Source organism: Microbacterium cucumeris (assembly GCF_058349845.2).
The window spans coordinates 361699-378517 of the sequence record NZ_JBYRIZ020000003.1; the positions used below are offsets into that span (position 1 = coordinate 361699).

Here is a 16819-nt window from a genome sequence, read left to right on the forward strand (position 1 = left end):
GTCTCGGGTGCTCGCGTGCTCGTTCCCGCCGGCGCAGGGGCGCGGGTCAGGACACCATCGACAGTCCGGCGGCGAGGGCGAACCCGAGGACCGTCGCGAGGCCGGTCTCGTCCTTCGCCTTGGACTGGGCCTCCGGCACCATCGAGTCGACGAGCATGACGAGCAGGGCGCCGGCGGCGAAACCGCTGGCCGCCGCCCGGAACTCGGGGCCGACGGCATCCGCGAGGGCGAAGCCGGCGATCGTCGCGAGCGCACACGCGACGGCGACGATCGCCCACAGGCCGATGACCCGTGAGCGCCGCATGCCCCCTTCGAGCAGATCGGATGCCGAGCCGATCGACTCGGGCAGGTTCGACACGAGGATCGCGATCACGAGCGCGACGCTGACCCCTTCACCCGACGCGAGGCCGATTCCGAGCACGAGCTGCTCCGGGACGCCGTCGAGGAGAGCCCCGACCGCGAGCGGCGCCCCCTGCCCCGCCGAGGACGTCGCGCGCTTCTCGACGATCCGGTCGCCGATGTAGTAGCAGACCGCCCCGGCCGCGACGCCGATCGCGAGCGGGAGGGGGCCGCCGAGCTCGAGTCCCTCCTCCCACAGCTCGAAGGCTATTGAGGCCATCAGAGCGCCGGCGCCGAAGCCCAGGACGATGCCGAGCCACCTGGGCGGCCAGGGACGCCAGAGCGCGAGCAGCGCGCCGACGATGAGCGGTGACGCCGCCACGGATCCCCACAGCACCGCCTCGCCCATGTCGCACCTCCGAGAACACTCTGGCGCGGCGAGCCGGGCGCGTCCAGTGTCAGGGCGTCGGGCAGGTGTTCGCGCCGGTCACCCGGTTGCCGTCGCCGTCGGCGCTCACGCCGTCGCAGCGGAGATCACCGGCGACGGTGTTCTGGACGAGCGTGGCGTGCTCGGCATCCGAGAGCACGAGCGATCCGGCGACGTCGGAGAGTTTGATCACGACGCCGTCGACTCCCCTGACCACGACATCCGCGCCGAATCGCGTGTTCGTGACCACGAGCTCGCGCACGCCGTCGACGGTGACCGCGCCCTGCAGGGTGGAGTCGACGATCTTCACGACCTCGTAGCCCGCGAAGGAGAGATCCTCCGCCGCTGTCTGTGCGGTGATGACGCACGCGTCCCCGCCGCCCTCGCCCGACGCGCACAGGGCGTCGGCGGCCTCGGCGCCCGGGGATGCCGGAGCCGAGGTCGGGGGCGGGGCCTCCGAGTCCGTGGGCACCGGTTCCGGCGCGGCGCAGGACGTCATCCCGAGGGCGAGAAGCGCGGTGGCGAACAGGGTCCCGACGACGCGGCGCATGATCCTCCCGATCTCCATGACTCGTCAGCCAGGCTAACCGACCTGCTCTTCCGCCCCTGCCCCGACCAGGGAAGCGCCGGAGCCCGCCGCCATCGGGCAAGGCGACACGCCGCGCGCCGATAGACTGGGAGCCATGTCCAAGGTCCTTCAGTCCCTCCCCGTCGGCGAGCGCGTCGGCATCGCATTCTCCGGGGGCCTCGACACCTCCGTCGCCGTCGCCTGGATGCGCGACAAGGGCGCAGTCCCCTTCACGTACACGGGCGATCTCGGACAGTACGACGAGGAAGACATCGCTTCGATCCCGGGCCGCGCCCTCGAGTACGGCGCCGAGGCGTCGCGGCTGATCGACTGCAAGACGGCCCTCGTCGAGGAGGGCTTCGTCGCCCTGTCCTGCGGAGCCTTCCACATCCGCTCCGGCGGCAAGACCTACTTCAACACGACGCCGCTGGGACGCGCCGTCACGGGCACGCTGCTCGTGCGCGCCATGAAGGAGGACGGCGTCGACATCTGGGGCGACGGCTCCACCTACAAGGGCAACGACATCGAGCGGTTCTACCGCTACGGCCTGCTGGCCAACCCGCGTCTGCGCATCTACAAGCCCTGGCTGGATGCCGACTTCGTCACGGAGCTCGGCGGGCGGCAGGAGATGAGCGAATGGCTCGTCGCGCACGGCTTCCCGTACCGCGACTCGGCCGAGAAGGCCTACTCCACGGACGCGAACATCTGGGGCGCGACCCACGAGGCCAAGACCCTCGAGCACCTGGACGTGTCGCTCGAGACCGTCGACCCGATCATGGGCGTGAAGTTCTGGGACCCGAAGGTCTCGATCGAGACCGAGGACGTCACGGTGACCTTCGACGGCGGTCGACCGGTCGCGATCAACGGCGTCGAATACTCCGACCCGGTGGCGCTCGTGCAGGAGGCCAACGCGATCGGCGGTCGCCACGGCCTCGGCATGAGCGACCAGATCGAGAACCGCATCATCGAGGCGAAGTCGCGCGGCATCTACGAGGCCCCCGCGATGGCCCTGCTGTTCATCGCGTACGAGCGCCTCGTCAACGGCATCCTCAACGAGGACACCCTGGCGACCTACCACGAGCAGGGCCGCCGCCTCGGCCGCCTCATGTACGAGGGTCGCTGGCTCGAGCCGCAGTCGCTCATGCTGCGCGAGTCGATCCAGCGCTGGGTCGGCTCGACGATCTCGGGCACGGTGACGATCCGTCTGCGCCGCGGCGACGACTGGACGATCCTCGACACCGTGTCGCCGAACCTGTCCTACGGTCCCGAGAAGCTCTCGATGGAACGCGTCGGCGACGCGGCCTTCGGTCCGATCGACCGCATCGGCCAGCTCACCATGCGCAACCTGGACATCGCCGATTCGCGCGCGCGCCTCGAGCAGTACGCCGGCCTCGGCCTCGTCGGCGGAGCTACGGGCGAGCTCGTCGGCCGCGTCACGGCGGGCGAGTCGAGCGAGATCACGGATGCCGTCGAGGGCACGACGCTCGCCGAGACCGAGGAGACTCTCGCGGATGCCGTGGACGCGGCATCCGAGGGGGCGGCGTTCGACTCCGGCACGGACTGAACCCAGCACGCCTGCGCGTCCCCGGCCTTCCTGCCGATCCGCGCTGCTGCGTCGCCTTCTTCCCCCGAACCGAAGCACCACTTCGGGGGCCGACTCGGACGCCTGCCGGGATGCCGCGGCGGGGGTCAGTCCAGGGCGATCACGTGTCCGGCGAGGCCGGAGGCGAACGCCGCGAGTCCGGTCTCGATCGCCTCGGCGGCGAAGGTCTCCGCTCCGCTGAAGTCCAGCTCCTCGTCGGCGAACACCGCCCGCTCGTCGGCCCCGGGCCAGACCACCGCGACGACGTTCTCGGTCGGCTCCGCGAGCTGTGTGCCCAACACGAGGAACGAGGTGTCCAGGTTCGCGGCCGAGGCGAGGTCGATCGCACCGACGACGGCCGGACCGATCCCCACGATCACGTCGGCCTCGGCGCGCAGCGCCTGATCCACTGCATCGGGCGGGCTCTGATCGAACACGAGCACGGTCCCGTCGTGCCCGGTCGCGAACTCCCGTACCGCGGCGAGCGCGATCTGCTCCTCCTCGCCGGCGGAGGTCGCGGCGACGACGGCCAGCGTCAGCCCGTCCGGGGCGGGCGAGGGCGCCGCCGACGGATCCAGCGTCGATCCCGGCACCTGCTCGGGCGCGACCGTCGTGCTCGGTGAGGGCGGGGAAGCCGCCCCCGCACCGGAGCATCCGGCGAGCGCCAGGGTCATGGCGGTGGTGAGGACGATGACGGACGAGCGCACGCGCATGGGAGTCTCCGAGGAACGGGGATGCCCCGGACCCGCCGGCCCGGGGCATCCGATGCGATCAGTCGCGAGCGGCGAGGCTGCGCCGACGGGCGACGAGGACGCCGCCGGTGACGAGCAGCGCCAGGGCGAGGCCCCCGATGGCGAGGGGCAGCTCGGCACCGGTCGTGGCGAGGTCGCCCTCGGCGGACGCGCCGCCTGCTCCCGCGGCTGCCGTCACGGTGAACTCGGCCGTGACGGTGCTCCCGTCGGCGAGCGTCACGACGATCGAGTGCGCCCCGGCCGCGAAGTCTGCCGGGATCGTCCAGCTCGCCGTCAGGGTGCCGTCGTCCGCAACTGTGAAGGTGCCGAGGTCCACGGGATCGGAGTGCACCGTGATGTTCACCGCGTCTCCTGCCGTGAAGCCCGCGCCCGCGATCTCGATCGAGCCGCCCTGGACCAGGTCGCCGGAGACCGACACCGACGCCTGCTCCGCCGGAGGCGTGACCGACGCGGGGACGACGGTGACCGTGCGGGTGATCGAGGTCTCGTTGCCCGCGGCATCCGAAACCGTGTAGACGAGCTCGTACGCCCCGAGTGCGTCCACGTCCACCGACCCGGTGACCTCGATCGACGCCGTCAGGTCGCCGTCGCGGTCGTCCGTCGCGGTGACGCCGTCCAGCGGGTCGAAGGCGGTGCCCTGCTCGACCTCGTTCGAGTCCGGAAGCGTGATCTCGGGCGCCGTGACGTCGTCGCGCACGAGGGTGACCTCGTCGACGACGCTGTTCACGGGCGAGTTCTCGCCGTACGCCTCACTGCGGAGCGTCGTGACGGTGATGGCGCCGTCGGTCACCTCGATGTGCGAGTAGTTGCGCACCTTCTCCTGGTTGATGACCGAGGCGTACCAGGCGTCCGGCGCCTTGACGTTGTAGTACTTCGAGCCGCTGGCGGAGTTCGCCGTGACGTACAGGACCTCGCCCTCGCCCGCCGAGACCTCGGACTGGCCTGCGACCTCGGTGGCGTCGGCGAGCTCGCCGTCCTCGATCAGGAACGACCGCGTGTAGCTGTGGTCGTGCCCCTGCAGCACCAGGTCGAAGCCGAGGTCGGAGATCGTCTGAGGCAGCGCCGCGCGCAGGTTCTCGATCTGCGTGTCGTAGACGTGCGAGGCCACGGAGTAGATGGAGTGGTGGAAGGCCAGCACCTTCCACGTGGCGTCGGCGCCGTGCTCGGCGACGACCTTCTCCATGAACGCGATGTGGCTCGCGTAGTCGGAACTGTTGGAGTTCAGCACGACGTACAGGACGTCCTTGTACTCGAACCAGTAGTCGCCTCCCGAGGAGGAGCCGCTCGTGGCCGCCCCGGCGGTGGGGTCGAGGTTCGGCACCGTGTAGTGCTGCTCGTATGCCTTCGATCCCACGTCGTGGTTGCCGTTGACGGGGACCAGCGCGATCTCGCCGAGCTGCTCGGGGGCGAGGAACTGCTCGTAGTGCGTCTCGTTGCCGGCGGATTCGACCTGGTCACCGGCGGAGAAGAGCAGCTCGCTGTCCGGATAGGTCTCGGTCGCGATGTCGAGCGTCTGCGCCCAGCCGGCGCCGTCGTTCTGCGCGTTCCCCGAGGCGCCGATCTGCGGGTCGCCGAAGAACAGGAAGTCGTAGTCCCCCGAGAAGGATGCGGTCGAGAACGTGCGCACCTCGGACCAGCCGTCCGTCTCCGACCCGACCCGGTACACGTAGGACGTGTTCTCGGCGAGTCCGGTGATCGCCGCACGGCGGTTGTACTCGCCGCTCGTGGTGACGTCGCCGGTGGCCTCGACCGTGCGGACCCCGGATGCCGGGAACGCCGTCGTGTCGGATCCGACGGCATACTGCAGGACCTGCGCGCTGTCGGTGTCGGTGTACCAGGTGACGTTGCGCGCCGAGGCGTCCGCGCCGATCGTCAGGACGACGTCGGTGTAGGCGGCATCCCCCGCCTCGCCGGGCAGGATCGGCGTGAGGCTCGCGAAGTCGAAGTAGATGTCCGAGCTCGTGGCGCGGTCCTGGTGCAGGGCGACCGCGATCGTGTTCTCGCCGGCGACGAGATCCTCCGGGTCGATCGTGAAGGTCGAGGTCACCGGATCGCCGTTGCTGTTCCCGGCGTACATGAGGTTGCGCTCGGACTCCGGAGCCGCCTCCACGGCGTCGTCGATGAACCCGGCGACCTTCTCGCCGTTCACGAAGACCTGGAGCGCGTCGTCGTACATGACCTCGGCCTTCAGCCCTTCGATGGCCGCGAGCTGCTCGGCGTCGATGTCGATCGTGGTGCGGAAGTGGAACGTCGGGACGTCCGTGGACGTGCCCTCGATGTACTGGTCGAGCAGCGTGGTGATCGGGAAGTCCGCTCCGATGCCGGTGGGCTGGCCGTTCTTCGCCCCGAAAGCGCCGGTGGCGGTCTTCCAGGCGGTGTCGTCGTAGGCGGGCTGGGTCCAGATCAGCCGGTCAGCGGCTCCTGCCGCCGGGTCGGAGTTGTCGTCGGAATAGCTCCAGACCGTGGATGCGGTGCTGAGGAAGGTCTCGGGGATCTCCGCCGCGGTGGCCGCGGTGGCTCCGAACGAGACGGCTGCGCCGCCGGCGAGGGCGGCAGCGACGAGTCCGGCGCACGCGCGCCGGCCGGTGAGGGTGGGTCGGGACATGGAAAAGGCGCACTCCTTAAGAGAGTTCTTAGACGGGTTGCCGTCAGGCTAGGAACCGTCGGAGCCTTTTGGCTGACGCGCGGATGACCACGCGGTGAACGACGAGTCGACGCGGGGTTATCTTGCACATGTGTGTGCAAGATAGGTACACTGGATGCCGTGACTCAGACCTCTCCTCGTGCTCCGCGCCGCGACGCCCAGGCGAATCGCGACGGCATCCTCGCTGCCGCGCGCGAGGCGCTCGCGATCGACCCGAACGCATCCATCGACCTCATCGCCCGCACGGCCGGCCTGTCGCGACGCGCCCTGTACGGTCACTTCGAGGACCGCGGCGCCCTGATCCGCGAACTGATCGCGACCGGAACCCACCGGTTCAACGCCATCGCCGAGCGGCCCGTCGACGCGCACGCTCCCCTCGCGCTGGCCGAACTCGCCGCTCGGCTGTGGCGCGAGGCCGCCCACATCCGCGTGGCCGCGAGCATCGCCTTGGACGACGCACACGTCGCCGACACGGCGGCCGCCCTCGCCCCGGTCCGCGCCGTCGTCGTGGGAATCGTCCAGCGCGGGCAGCACGACGGCACCCTGCGCACCGACGTCGGGGCCGCGACGCTCGCGCGACTGATCGAGTCCACCGCCCGCATGGTGGTGCGCGACGACCTGGTGACCGAGGACGAGGCCTCGGTCGCCGTCCGCGCCGTCCTCGGCGTCGCGGGGCTGTCCTGGCAGCAGGCCGACGCGCTGCTCGCCGAGCATCCGGAGCTCACGGACGAGGAGGCCGAATGAGAGTCGCCCTGCACGAGGTGAGCAAGGGCCGCGCGGGGCAGGCACTGCCTCCGACGAGCCTGGAGTTCCACACCGGCGCGGTGCGCTACGCGCTCGCCGAGACCGAGCAGCGCCCGACGGTCCTCGGCCTCATCGCGAGCGGACGGATGCGCCCGGAGACCGGTCGCGTCACGATCGACGGCGCGACCGACGCGAAGGCGCTGCGCCGCACGGTGGCGCTGGTCGACGCCCCGGACGTCAGCGATCCGCATCCGGACATCGCGCTCGCCGCGGTCGTCGCCGAGGAGCTGATGTTCGCGGGCCGGCCCGCCACTCCCCTGCACGCCCGCCGCTGGCTGGCGCAGCTCGGCTTCGACGAGCTGGCCTCGGCGCCGATCGGCACTGTGGATCCGGCGGCGCGCGTGCGCATCCTGTGCGAGCTGGCCGTCCTGCGGGAGGGCGTCGAGGCTATCGTCCTCGTCTCCCCCGACCGGCACGGCGGCAGTCCGGACGGCTGGTGGCGCATCGCCGGAGAGTTCGCGGACCGCGGCTTCGCCCTGCTGGTGATCGTCGGCGGCTCCGCCGCCATCGCGCTCGAGCGCGTCCGCGAGCTCGGGGCCGTCAACGCCTCCGGGCCCGTCGGGGATCTGACTCGCTCCTCGGCAGGGGATGACGGGTCCGGAGGAGACCGCGTTTCGACTCGGTCGGCTCCGCCGTCCTCGCTCAACGAGCGAGGAGAAGAGGGTGAGCCGCCGTCCCCGCTCGACCAGCGAGAAGAAGAAGACGCCCCGCCGTCCCCGCTCAACGAGCGAGAAGAAGAGGACGAGCCGCCGTCCCCGCTCGACCAGCGAGAAGAAGAAGACCAGCGAGAGGAGGAGGCGCGATGAAGGTCCCCGCCATGATCGCCGCCGAGCTGCGGCGGCTGACCGCAAGCCGGATGGGCGTGGTCGCACTCCTCGCGCTGATGTGCGTCCCCATCCTCTACGGCGGTCTCTACCTGTGGGCCAACCAGGATCCGTACGGCAAGTTCTCCGAGGTTCCGGTGGCCCTCGTCGTCGAGGACACCGGCACCGATTCCGCGAACTACGGCGAGGACGTCGCCGAGAACCTCCTCGACGGCGGCGCGTTCGACTGGCAGGAGATGTCCGCGGTCGATGCCGCCCAGGCGCTGCACGACGGCGACGTGGACTTCACCGTCACGATCCCCGCCGACTTCTCGGAGGCGCTCTCCTCGGCATCCGGAACCGACCCGCACCAGGCGCGGATCGAGCTCGAGACCAACGACGCCAACAACTACCTCGCGTCATCCATGGGCACGCAGGCGGTCGAGAAGATCCGCAGTTCGGTCGCCCAGATGGTCGGCTCCGAGGCCGCCGAGAAGCTCCTGACCGGACTCAGCGACGTCCGGGACGGCATGATCGACGCCACGGACGGGGCGACCCGGCTCGTCGACGGGGCGGGGGCCGCGGCGACCGGCAGCTCGACGCTCGCCGACGGAACCGCGCAGCTCGCCGACGGCACCGCCCGGCTCGCGACCGGTGCCGGCTCGCTGGCGACGGGAGCGGCGACCCTCGCCGACGGCGCCCAGCAGGTCAGCGACGGCAACCGTCAGCTCGCCGACACCGCTGACCGCGCGGGCACCGCCGTGCAGCACGCCGTCGACGCCCTCCCCCAGGCGCGCAGCGACATCCAAGCGCTCCTGAGCGAGCAGGGCGTCGCACAGGAGCAGATCGACCGGGTCCTCGCTGAACTCGATCCGCTGGCGCAGCGCCTCGAGGACGGCAACGCGACCGTGCAGTCCGCCGTCGACAGGATCGACCAGCTCGCGTCGGGCTCCGCCTCGGTGGCCGCCGGAGCCGCCGAACTCTCCTCCGGAGCCTCGACGCTCTCCAGCGGAGCGGACACCGTGGCCACCGGAGCCGCCTCGGCGAACGAGGGCGCGGCGCAGCTGCGCGACGGGCTGGCGACGCTGTCGGCGGGAACCGTCGAGCTGCGCGACGGCCTGCAGGACGGGGTCGATGAGATCCCGGCATCCACCCCCGAACTGCGTACGGCCCAGGCCGACACGATCGCGGATCCGGTCGCGGTGTCCAGCGACAAGGTCGCGTCGGCCGAAGACTACGGCGCGGGCCTCGCCCCGTTCTTCGCGGCCCTGGCCGCGTGGATCGGCATCTACGCGCTGTTCCTCATCGTCAAGCCGATCTCGCGTCGCGCGGTGACCGCCCTGCACTCCCCGATCCGCGTCACGCTCGCCGGGTGGCTGACGCCCGCCGCTCTCGGCGCCCTGCAGATGGTCGGCCTGATGGGCATCCTGTCCGCCACGCTCGGGTTCCGCTTCGACAACCTGCTCGGCACGCTCGGCGTGCTGATGTTCGCCTCGGCGACGTTCGCGGCGATCATTCTGGCGCTGAACGTCTGGCTGGGCTCGGTAGGACAGTTCCTGGGGCTCGTGCTCATGGTGCTGCAGCTGGTCACGGCGGGAGGCACGTTCCCCTGGCAGACGCTTCCGGCGCCGTTGGCGGCGCTGCACCACGTGCTGCCCCTCGGCTACGTCGTGGATGCGATGCGTCAGCTCATGTACGGCGGGAACCTCGCCCGTGCCGCCTGGGATCTCGCCGCCCTCGCGATCTGGCTCGTCGCGGCCCTGCTGCTCGCGATGATCGGCGTGACCCGCATGACGCATCGGCGCACGCTCCGGGACCTCCAGCCCAGCCTGATCGGGTGATCGCGGAACTCGGTGGGAGGGCTCCCGGCGGGATAGGATGCCAGGGCGCGCGACCCGAAACGCGTACCCCGATCCGGTGACACCGGGTCTCACAGCCCTACCCGGAGGAACTCTGACGATGACGACAGAAGATGCCGCATCCGCCGCACCGCGCCGTTCGATCGGCCGTCGCATCGGCGCGATCGCCCTCGCCGTGATCGCCGCGATCGTCGTGATCGCCGTCGCCGCGGGCGTCTTCCTCGCCTGGACGATCGGACGCTCCTTCCCGCAGACCTCCGGCGAGGTCGAGCTCCCCGGCCTCGAAGCGCAGGCGACCGTGCAGCGCGATGCGTCCGGCATCCCGACGATCACGGCCGACAGCTCGCACGATCTCTTCTTCGCGCAGGGCTTCGTGCACGCCCAGGACCGGTTCTTCGAGATGGACTTCCGCCGGCACGTCACGAGCGGACGCGTCGCCGAGATGTTCGGCGAGTCCCAGGTGGCGACGGACTCGTTCCTGCGCACGCTCGGCTGGCGCGTCACGGCCGAGGAGGAGGTCGCGGCGATGGACGAGACCACCCTCGGGTACTACCAGGCCTACGCCGACGGCGTGAACGCCTACCTCGCCACGCGCAGCGGGGCCGACCTCAGCCTCGAGTACGCCGTGCTCGGCATCCAGAACCCGGACTACGAGGTCGAGCCGTGGGAACCCGCCGACTCGGTCGCGTGGCTCAAGGCCATGGCCTGGGACCTGCGGACCAACGTCGAAGCAGAGACGGAGCGCGCGATCCTCGCCGCCCAGCTGGAGGCCGAGGGCGACAGCGCGGATGCCGCCCCGACCCAGGAGACGCTGGAGAAGCTGTACCCCGCCTATCCCTTCGAGCAGAACCCCGTGATCGTCCCGAAGATCTCGAGCGTCCCGGCGCTGAGCACGTCGACGGATGCCGAGGCCGCCGCCTTCACGGCCCCGACCGAGGATGAGGCCGACGCCCAGGCCGCTGTCGCGTCGATCGACTGGCAGGAGGCGGACTCCGTCATCGAGGCGGCGAGCCTGCTCATCGGAGACGTCGGCGAGGGCATCGGGTCGAACTCGTGGGTCGTGTCGGGGGCTCTCACCGAGTCCGGGATGCCGCTGCTGTCGAACGATCCGCATCTCGGCGCCTCGCTGCCGAGCGTCTGGTATCAGGTGCAGCTGAAGTGCTCGGAGGTCACCGAGGAGTGCCCGTTCGACGTCGGCGGGTTCTCGTTCTCCGGGCTTCCGGGCATCGTGATCGGCCACAACGCGCAGGTCGCGTGGGGCTTCACGAACCTCACGACCGATGTCACGGACCTGTACGTCGAGCGGGTGGACGGCGATTCGTACTGGCGCGACGGCCAGCTCGTCCCGCTGGAGATCCGTGAGGAGACCATCAAGGTGGCGGGCGGCGAGGACGTTCCGCTGACGGTGCGCGAGACCGTCCACGGACCGATCATCTCCGGCCTGACGGATGACTTCACGGCGATCGCGGACGACCCGGTGGTCGGCACCGGGGGGACCGTGCTGCCGCTGGAAGGTGCGCCGGAGATCCCGGAAGGCGAGTACGCCGTGAGCCTGCGCTGGACGGCCCTGGATGCCGGGACCACCTCGACCGCGATCTTCGCGCTGTCGACGGCGCAGAACTTCGAGGACTTCCGCCGCGCGGCGTCGCTGTTCGACGTGCCGGCGCAGAACCTCATCTACGCCGACGTCGAGGGCAACATCGGCTACCAGACGCCCGGTCGGCTCCCGGTGCGCGGCAGCGGGGACGGCTGGCTACCGCAGCCCGGATGGGACAGCGCCTACGACTGGACCGGATACATCCCGTTCGAGGACCTTCCGGTCTCCTACAACCCGGCATCCGGATACATCGTCACGGCGAACAACGCGATCGTCACGGACGACTACGACTACTTTCTGTCCCGGGACTGGGACTACGGGTACCGCGCCGCGCGCATCGCGCACCTGATCGAGCGTCGCGCGGCGGCCGCACCGCTGACCGCGCAGGACATGCAGGCGATCCAGATGGACAACGAGATGTGGATCGGCAAGCAGCTGGCCACGGCGATGGGTGCGGTGGAGGTCGACGGACGCGGCGCGCAGGACGCCGTCGCGCTGCTGCGCACGTGGGACGCGCAGAACAACCCGTCCTCGGCGGCTGCCGCCTACGCGAACGTGCTGTGGTCGAACCTGGCGCAGAACATCTTCGCGAACCGCGAGACGCCGCTGCCGCTGGGTAGCCAGAGCCGGCTGTTCGCCGTGATCGGCGCGATGCTCGATGACCCGGAGGACCCGCTGTGGACCAATGAGGCGATCGACGTGGACGGCATGGACGCCATGCTCGAGCTCTCCGCAGAGCAGGCCTATGACGAGCTCGCCGCCCTGCAGGGCGAGACGCCCTCGCGCTGGAACTGGGGCGACCTGCACGCGCTGACGCTCACCAGCGAGACGTTCGGCTCGAGCGGTATCGCGCCGATCGAATGGCTGTTCAACCGCGGACCGTATCCCGTGGGCGGCGGCGCCTCGGTCGTGAACGCGACGGGATGGGAGCTGGGCGAGTCCTACGCGACCACCACGGTTCCGTCGATGCGCATGGTCGTGGACCTCGCCGACTTCGACGCGTCGAGCTGGATCCACCTCACCGGAGCCTCCGGACACGCGTTCTCGGACCATTACACCGACCAGACCGCGGACTGGGCGGCCGGCGTGCAGCGGGACTGGGTGTTCTCGGCGGATGCCGTGGACGCCGCGGCCGTCGACACTCTCGTGCTGCGCCCGTAACGCGTTTCGACTCCTCGCTGCGCTCGTCGCTCGACGAACGAGAGGGGACGCCCGCACCCGCACCCCGCTAATCGCTCCCCACCCGCTCGTTGAGCGAGCGAAGCGAGTCGAAACGCGGTGACACCCGAACACCAACAACCCCGTTTCGACTCCTCCCGCTGCGCTCGTCGCTCAACGAACGAAAGAGGGGTGTCCCGCACCCGCACCCCGTTACCCGCTCGTTGAGCGACAACGCGGTGATCAGCGCAGCACGTCGGCGGTGATCGTGCACTGCGCGTCCGCCGCCGTGCGCACGAGATCCAGGAAATGCGCGGTCGCGGGATCGCCGTCGTGCGTGCGGAACTCCGTCGCGCCGAGACGCGGCTCCCATCCCTCGGACCACGTGACGCGCACTGCCCCAAGCTCACCGCTGATCACGGCGGCATCGCCGTCGAGCGCGATCGGGAACAGCGAGACCAGACGATCGACGATCTCCGCGTCCTGTTCGAGCGCGAACGCGTCGGAGATCGTCAGCGTCCCGCCCGTGAACGTCAGTGCCCGGCGCACCGAACGAAGGCCCGCGACGTCGTAGCCGGACGTCAGATCCACGACCAGGCGCCCGTCCTCGGCCGAGACGTCCTCGACGATCGCCCGAGCATCCCGCCCACTTCGCTGACGCACTCCGGCGACGATCGGCGCGCTGTGCCCCTGCGATCCGGCCGACGGGTTCTCGTAACGCGTCTCGACCCGGAAGTAGGACGCGTCGTAGTAGCCCATGCCCAATTCGCTCAGCAGCGGTTCGCCGTTCACCGCCAGCAGGAACGACCCGAGGTCGTTGTGGTTGTGCGGCTCGTCGTTGTGCCCCGCCTTCGCGGCGAAGCCGATCTCGTGGTCGCCTTCGCGGGTGCGGACCACCAGCCACTCGGCATCCGGGAACCAGGCGGCGGATGCCTCGGCATCCGGCGCCTCGTCCGCGGCGTCGCGCGCCCAGACGAACTGCCGGATCACGGGTCCCCAGTTGTGCGACCAGCCGGCGGTCGACCAGAAGTCGCGCGAGACGGCGTTGCTCTCGTCGACGGCTTCGAGCAGCCCCGCCAGCGCCGGGGCGACGGCGCCGAGCGGCTCCGCATCCGAGAAGGCCGCGACCGCCCGCCCGCCGAGCGAGACCCCCAGCGGATAGCGCGCGATCGCGGCGAGCTTGTCGCGGTGCGGGCCCGCCCAGAGGTCGATGCTGGTGCGCTGCCGCAGCGCCTCGGCGTAGTAGGCGAAGTGGCCGAACCCGTAATTCCAGTAGTTGAGTCCCTCGACGCACACGCCGTCGTCGCCGTAACCGGCCAGAAGCGCATCCATGGCGGCGTTGCAGCGATCGAGGATCGCCTCGAGCCCCTCGGTCTCGAGATACATGGCCGCGATCCCGACGCTCGCCGCGCACACCGACGACCAGTTCGTCTCGACGCTCTCCCAGAACCAGGTGCGTTCACGGAACGGCGTGAGCACCCGCCGCTCGATCTCACGGCGAACGCGCGCCAGGACGAGCGGATGCAGGCGATCCTCCAGAAGTGCCGAGATCTCGGCGAGCGCGAAGGCGGTCTCGGCCGCGAACAGGTCGATGACCTCGTCATGCGGGATCTCGGGGTCCGGGGAGGAGAGATCGGGGATGTGCGCAGGAAGCGCCCACACGTACTCATCGCAGATCGCCCACAGGACTTCTTCCACGGCCGAGATCGGGACGTCGTCGCTGAGCAGCGCGCCGATCGCGGCGGCGAACAGGCGCTTGCGGATGCCGAAGTAGGCGTCGCTGTGCTCGGTCCGGTCGCCGTCGACGTCGAAGCGGCGGTATACACGGAAGGACGGCCACGGGATCGGCGTGCCCGCTTCGGCGATCGCGCGGTCGAGGTACTCCTGCGCCCTGGCGGCGATGCGGTGATTGCGGATGGGTTCGCGCCAGCGCTGCGGGTCGCGGCCCTCGGCGAACACGGCGGCGAGGGAGCCGCCGTCCAGGGTGGTCTGCGTCATCCGGAATCTCCCATCGTCTCGGTAAACGTATACCGCGCCGGCCGATTCCTCGGACATGGCACGCCCTCGGGCACACCCGCACGATTCGCTCATGCCGCCTGCTCGGCCGCCCGTCGTGCGATCCACCAGATACCCGCCGCCGACGCGAGGAAGACGGCGCCGAGCATGATCCAGCCGACGAGCCCGAACGTGATCGCCGTCGCGTTGACCACGATCGGCGCGGCGAGTGCGCCGACGGAGAACCCCATGCCGAACACGCCCTGGTAGGCGCCCGCGCGCACGGGATCGGCGAGTTCGAAGCTCAGCCCCCATGCTCCCGCCTGAGACAGGATCTCGGCGAAGGTGTGCAGCACCGCGGCCACCAGCAGGATCACGATCGCGGACCAGGCCGGCAGTCCGGCAGCGAGCGCGTAGACCACGCAGGCGGCCGCCATGAGCCAGCCGGCGACCATCGTGACACGGCCGGCGGTGCGCACGTCGTGCGTCCCACGTGAGGCACGCACCTGGAACAGCACGACCAGCGTCGTGTTCACGATCAGAATGACCGCGACCACCACCTCGGGCGCGGACGTGCGCTCGGTGATCCACAGCGGGACGCCGAGCTCGGCGACCCCGAACTGCATGCCGAAGACGGCCGACAGCAGCGTCAGCAGCAGATAGCGGGGGTCGCGCCACGGCGAGCGACGATTCCAGTCGAGTCGCGCTGCGCGCGCAGCATCCGCGGTGTTCACGGCGTCGATCGACCCGGTCTCGGTCCGCACCGGCTCCACGGCGCGCGTCGGGGCGTCGACCGAGGCGGGCAGCCGCAGCAGGGGCAGCGTCCCGAGGACGCCGATGACCCCGGCACCGACGATCACGACCCGGTAGGCCTCCGGCGTGCCGATCGCGAGCGCGACGGCCGCGATCCCCGAACCCAGCGCGATCGACAGGTTGGTGACGGTGCGCAGCACGGCGCGCGCATGCACCCGCCGGTCCGGAGCGAAGCCGCGCGCGATGATCGCCGATCGCGACGAATGGCCGATCGTGTCGAAGAACCCAGCAAGGGTCGCGATCACGAGGGCGGCCACGAACGTGTCCGCGAACGCGTAGGTCGCCAGCAGCACCGCGCCGAGTGCCTCGAAGACGAACGTGAGCCGGCGGGCGCTCCACCGATCGGCCAGCCATCCGCCGAGGAACGACGCCAGCACGCCGAAGGCGCTCGACACCGCCAGCACCACGGCCGCCTCCGCTGCGCTCAGGCCGATGATGAGCGTGAAGAAGAGCACCGTGACCGACAGGAAGACGCCGCGGCCGATCCGGGAGACCGCCGTCGATGCGACAAGTGCCCGCAGCACCGGGTCGGAGAGCGAGCGCGCGATGCGCTCGGCGAGGTTCGGGTTCGTCGCGGTCGTATCCGTGGGGTCCTGCAAGGTCACACACCAGTCTCACACGCGCCGGGGACATGGTCCGCCCGGCGGGACGGGTATCGTCCTCTTATGCCGACTCGCCTGCTCGCCCCCGAGGGGGTCTCCGCGACGGTCGAGGAGTTCTCCCACGCGGGGGCGACCCTGGTGGTCGAGGCCTTCGGGACGGGCCGCCCCCTCGTGCTGCTTCACGGCATCGGCATGGGCCGCAGCGTGTATCTGGATCTCACCGATCGGCTGCGCGGACGGGTGATCGCCCTCGACCTGCCCGGCTTCGGAGAGGCGCCAGAGCCCGAGCGGACCCTGACCATGGCGCGCCACGCCGATCTCGTCGCCGCCTACCTGCGATCCGCCGGAGCGACGGATGCCGTCGTCATCGGCCATTCGATGGGCAGCCAGATCGCCGCGGAGCTGGCCGCGCGGCATCCGGAGCTCGTCGCCGGGGTCGTGCTCGCCGGGCCGACGGTGAACAGCGCGTCGCGCAACGTCGGCGCCCAGGCGCGGTACCTGCTCGTCGACCTGTTAGGCGAACGTCCGCTCGTCCTCTGGCGCGGGGCCAGGGAGTATCTCCGCGGCGGCCCGCATCTGATCCGGAAGATGCGAGCGACGATCGTGCACGAGCCCGAGGACGCCTATCGCCGCATCCGCTGCCCTGTCCTGATCCTGCGCGGGGAGTCCGACCCCCTCGCGCCGATGAGCTGGTGCCGCGAGATCCTCGAATGCATCCCCGGGGCAGAGCTCGAGGTCATCCCCGACCACGGCCACGGCACGCTCATCAGCGACGCGGCCCCCGCAGCCGCGCTGATCCAGCGCTTCGCCGAGCGTCTCTGACCCGCCCGGGGTTCTGCCACACCTTTCGGCTTTCGCGACACGAACGAACTGGCG

Annotated in this window: 12 protein-coding genes; 6 read left to right on the plus strand and 6 right to left on the minus strand. The window is 70.5% G+C overall.

Going from position 1 to position 16819, the window contains the following annotated elements; all coding sequences use genetic code 11:
- Window positions 1–46: 46 nt before the first annotated feature.
- Window positions 47–748, minus strand: coding sequence for a ZIP family metal transporter (locus AC3RXZ_RS10840; RefSeq protein ID WP_243228584.1), 702 nt, complete (start codon window positions 746–748; stop codon window positions 47–49).
- A 49-nt stretch (window positions 749–797) separates the two neighbouring features.
- Window positions 798–1334 carry a hypothetical protein gene (locus AC3RXZ_RS10845; RefSeq protein WP_491494024.1) on the minus strand — a complete coding sequence of 179 codons (537 nt, stop codon included), beginning with the start codon at window positions 1332–1334 and terminating at the stop codon, window positions 798–800.
- A 115-nt stretch (window positions 1335–1449) separates the two neighbouring features.
- Between AC3RXZ_RS10845 and argG the strand changes: the two genes are divergently transcribed.
- Complete coding sequence (argG, locus tag AC3RXZ_RS10850) at window positions 1450–2898, plus strand: argininosuccinate synthase (protein WP_491494025.1); 1449 nt, start codon at window positions 1450–1452, stop codon at window positions 2896–2898.
- 125 nt (window positions 2899–3023) lie between these two features.
- On the opposite strand, the gene AC3RXZ_RS10855 is transcribed toward argG, so the two are convergent.
- Both AC3RXZ_RS10855 and AC3RXZ_RS10860 read right to left on the minus strand, forming a co-directional pair.
- Window positions 3024–3629 (minus strand): type 1 periplasmic-binding domain-containing protein, encoded by a 606-nt coding sequence (locus AC3RXZ_RS10855; RefSeq protein WP_243228579.1) that lies wholly within the window; start codon window positions 3627–3629, stop codon window positions 3024–3026.
- A 58-nt stretch (window positions 3630–3687) separates the two neighbouring features.
- A complete protein-coding gene (locus tag AC3RXZ_RS10860) occupies window positions 3688–6273 on the minus strand; it encodes an immunoglobulin-like domain-containing protein (RefSeq protein ID WP_491494026.1) in 2586 nt (861 codons plus the stop codon).
- 159 nt (window positions 6274–6432) lie between these two features.
- Between AC3RXZ_RS10860 and AC3RXZ_RS10865 the strand changes: the two genes are divergently transcribed.
- From AC3RXZ_RS10865 to AC3RXZ_RS10880, 4 genes are all read left to right on the plus strand, one after another.
- Window positions 6433–7056, plus strand: coding sequence for a TetR/AcrR family transcriptional regulator (locus AC3RXZ_RS10865; protein ID WP_491494027.1), 624 nt, complete (start codon window positions 6433–6435; stop codon window positions 7054–7056).
- Window positions 7053–7922 (plus strand): hypothetical protein, encoded by an 870-nt coding sequence (locus AC3RXZ_RS10870; RefSeq protein ID WP_491494028.1) that lies wholly within the window; start codon window positions 7053–7055, stop codon window positions 7920–7922. Before AC3RXZ_RS10865 ends, AC3RXZ_RS10870 begins: the two co-directional genes overlap by 4 nt.
- Window positions 7919–9760 (plus strand): YhgE/Pip family protein, encoded by a 1842-nt coding sequence (locus AC3RXZ_RS10875; protein WP_491494029.1) that lies wholly within the window; start codon window positions 7919–7921, stop codon window positions 9758–9760. Before AC3RXZ_RS10870 ends, AC3RXZ_RS10875 begins: the two co-directional genes overlap by 4 nt.
- A 118-nt stretch (window positions 9761–9878) precedes the next feature.
- Window positions 9879–12536: a penicillin acylase family protein gene (locus tag AC3RXZ_RS10880; protein WP_491494030.1), complete on the plus strand. Its 2658-nt coding sequence runs from the start codon at window positions 9879–9881 to the stop codon at window positions 12534–12536.
- Window positions 12537–12776: 240 nt separating this feature from the next.
- Here the strand turns inward: AC3RXZ_RS10880 and AC3RXZ_RS10885 are convergent, their stop codons facing one another.
- Entirely contained in the window at window positions 12777–14531 is a 1755-nt protein-coding gene (locus AC3RXZ_RS10885) for a heparinase II/III domain-containing protein (protein WP_491494031.1), read from the minus strand.
- An 89-nt stretch (window positions 14532–14620) separates the two neighbouring features.
- On the minus strand, window positions 14621–15946 hold the full coding sequence (locus AC3RXZ_RS10890; protein WP_491494032.1) for an MFS transporter: 1326 nt from the start codon (window positions 15944–15946) through the stop codon (window positions 14621–14623).
- Between the two features lie 60 nt (window positions 15947–16006).
- Between AC3RXZ_RS10890 and AC3RXZ_RS10895 the strand changes: the two genes are divergently transcribed.
- Window positions 16007–16765 carry an alpha/beta fold hydrolase gene (locus AC3RXZ_RS10895; protein ID WP_491494033.1) on the plus strand — a complete coding sequence of 253 codons (759 nt, stop codon included), beginning with the start codon at window positions 16007–16009 and terminating at the stop codon, window positions 16763–16765.
- The last annotated feature ends 54 nt before the right edge of the window (window positions 16766–16819 follow it).

Excerpts from the sequence above, each read along its gene's own strand:
- AC3RXZ_RS10840 (WP_243228584.1), bottom strand. The coding sequence starts at position 748 with ATGGGCGAGGCGGTGCTGTGGGGATCCGTGGCGGCGTCACCGCTCATC.
- AC3RXZ_RS10845 (WP_491494024.1), bottom strand. The coding sequence starts at position 1,334 with ATGGAGATCGGGAGGATCATGCGCCGCGTCGTCGGGACCCTGTTCGCC.
- argG (WP_491494025.1), top strand. The coding sequence starts at position 1,450 with ATGTCCAAGGTCCTTCAGTCCCTCCCCGTCGGCGAGCGCGTCGGCATC.
- AC3RXZ_RS10855 (WP_243228579.1), bottom strand. The coding sequence starts at position 3,629 with ATGCGCGTGCGCTCGTCCGTCATCGTCCTCACCACCGCCATGACCCTG.
- AC3RXZ_RS10860 (WP_491494026.1), bottom strand. The coding sequence starts at position 6,273 with ATGTCCCGACCCACCCTCACCGGCCGGCGCGCGTGCGCCGGACTCGTC.
- AC3RXZ_RS10870 (WP_491494028.1), top strand. The coding sequence starts at position 7,053 with ATGAGAGTCGCCCTGCACGAGGTGAGCAAGGGCCGCGCGGGGCAGGCA.
- AC3RXZ_RS10875 (WP_491494029.1), top strand. The coding sequence starts at position 7,919 with ATGAAGGTCCCCGCCATGATCGCCGCCGAGCTGCGGCGGCTGACCGCA.
- AC3RXZ_RS10880 (WP_491494030.1), top strand. The coding sequence starts at position 9,879 with ATGACGACAGAAGATGCCGCATCCGCCGCACCGCGCCGTTCGATCGGC.
- AC3RXZ_RS10885 (WP_491494031.1), bottom strand. The coding sequence starts at position 14,531 with ATGACGCAGACCACCCTGGACGGCGGCTCCCTCGCCGCCGTGTTCGCC.
- AC3RXZ_RS10895 (WP_491494033.1), top strand. The coding sequence starts at position 16,007 with ATGCCGACTCGCCTGCTCGCCCCCGAGGGGGTCTCCGCGACGGTCGAG.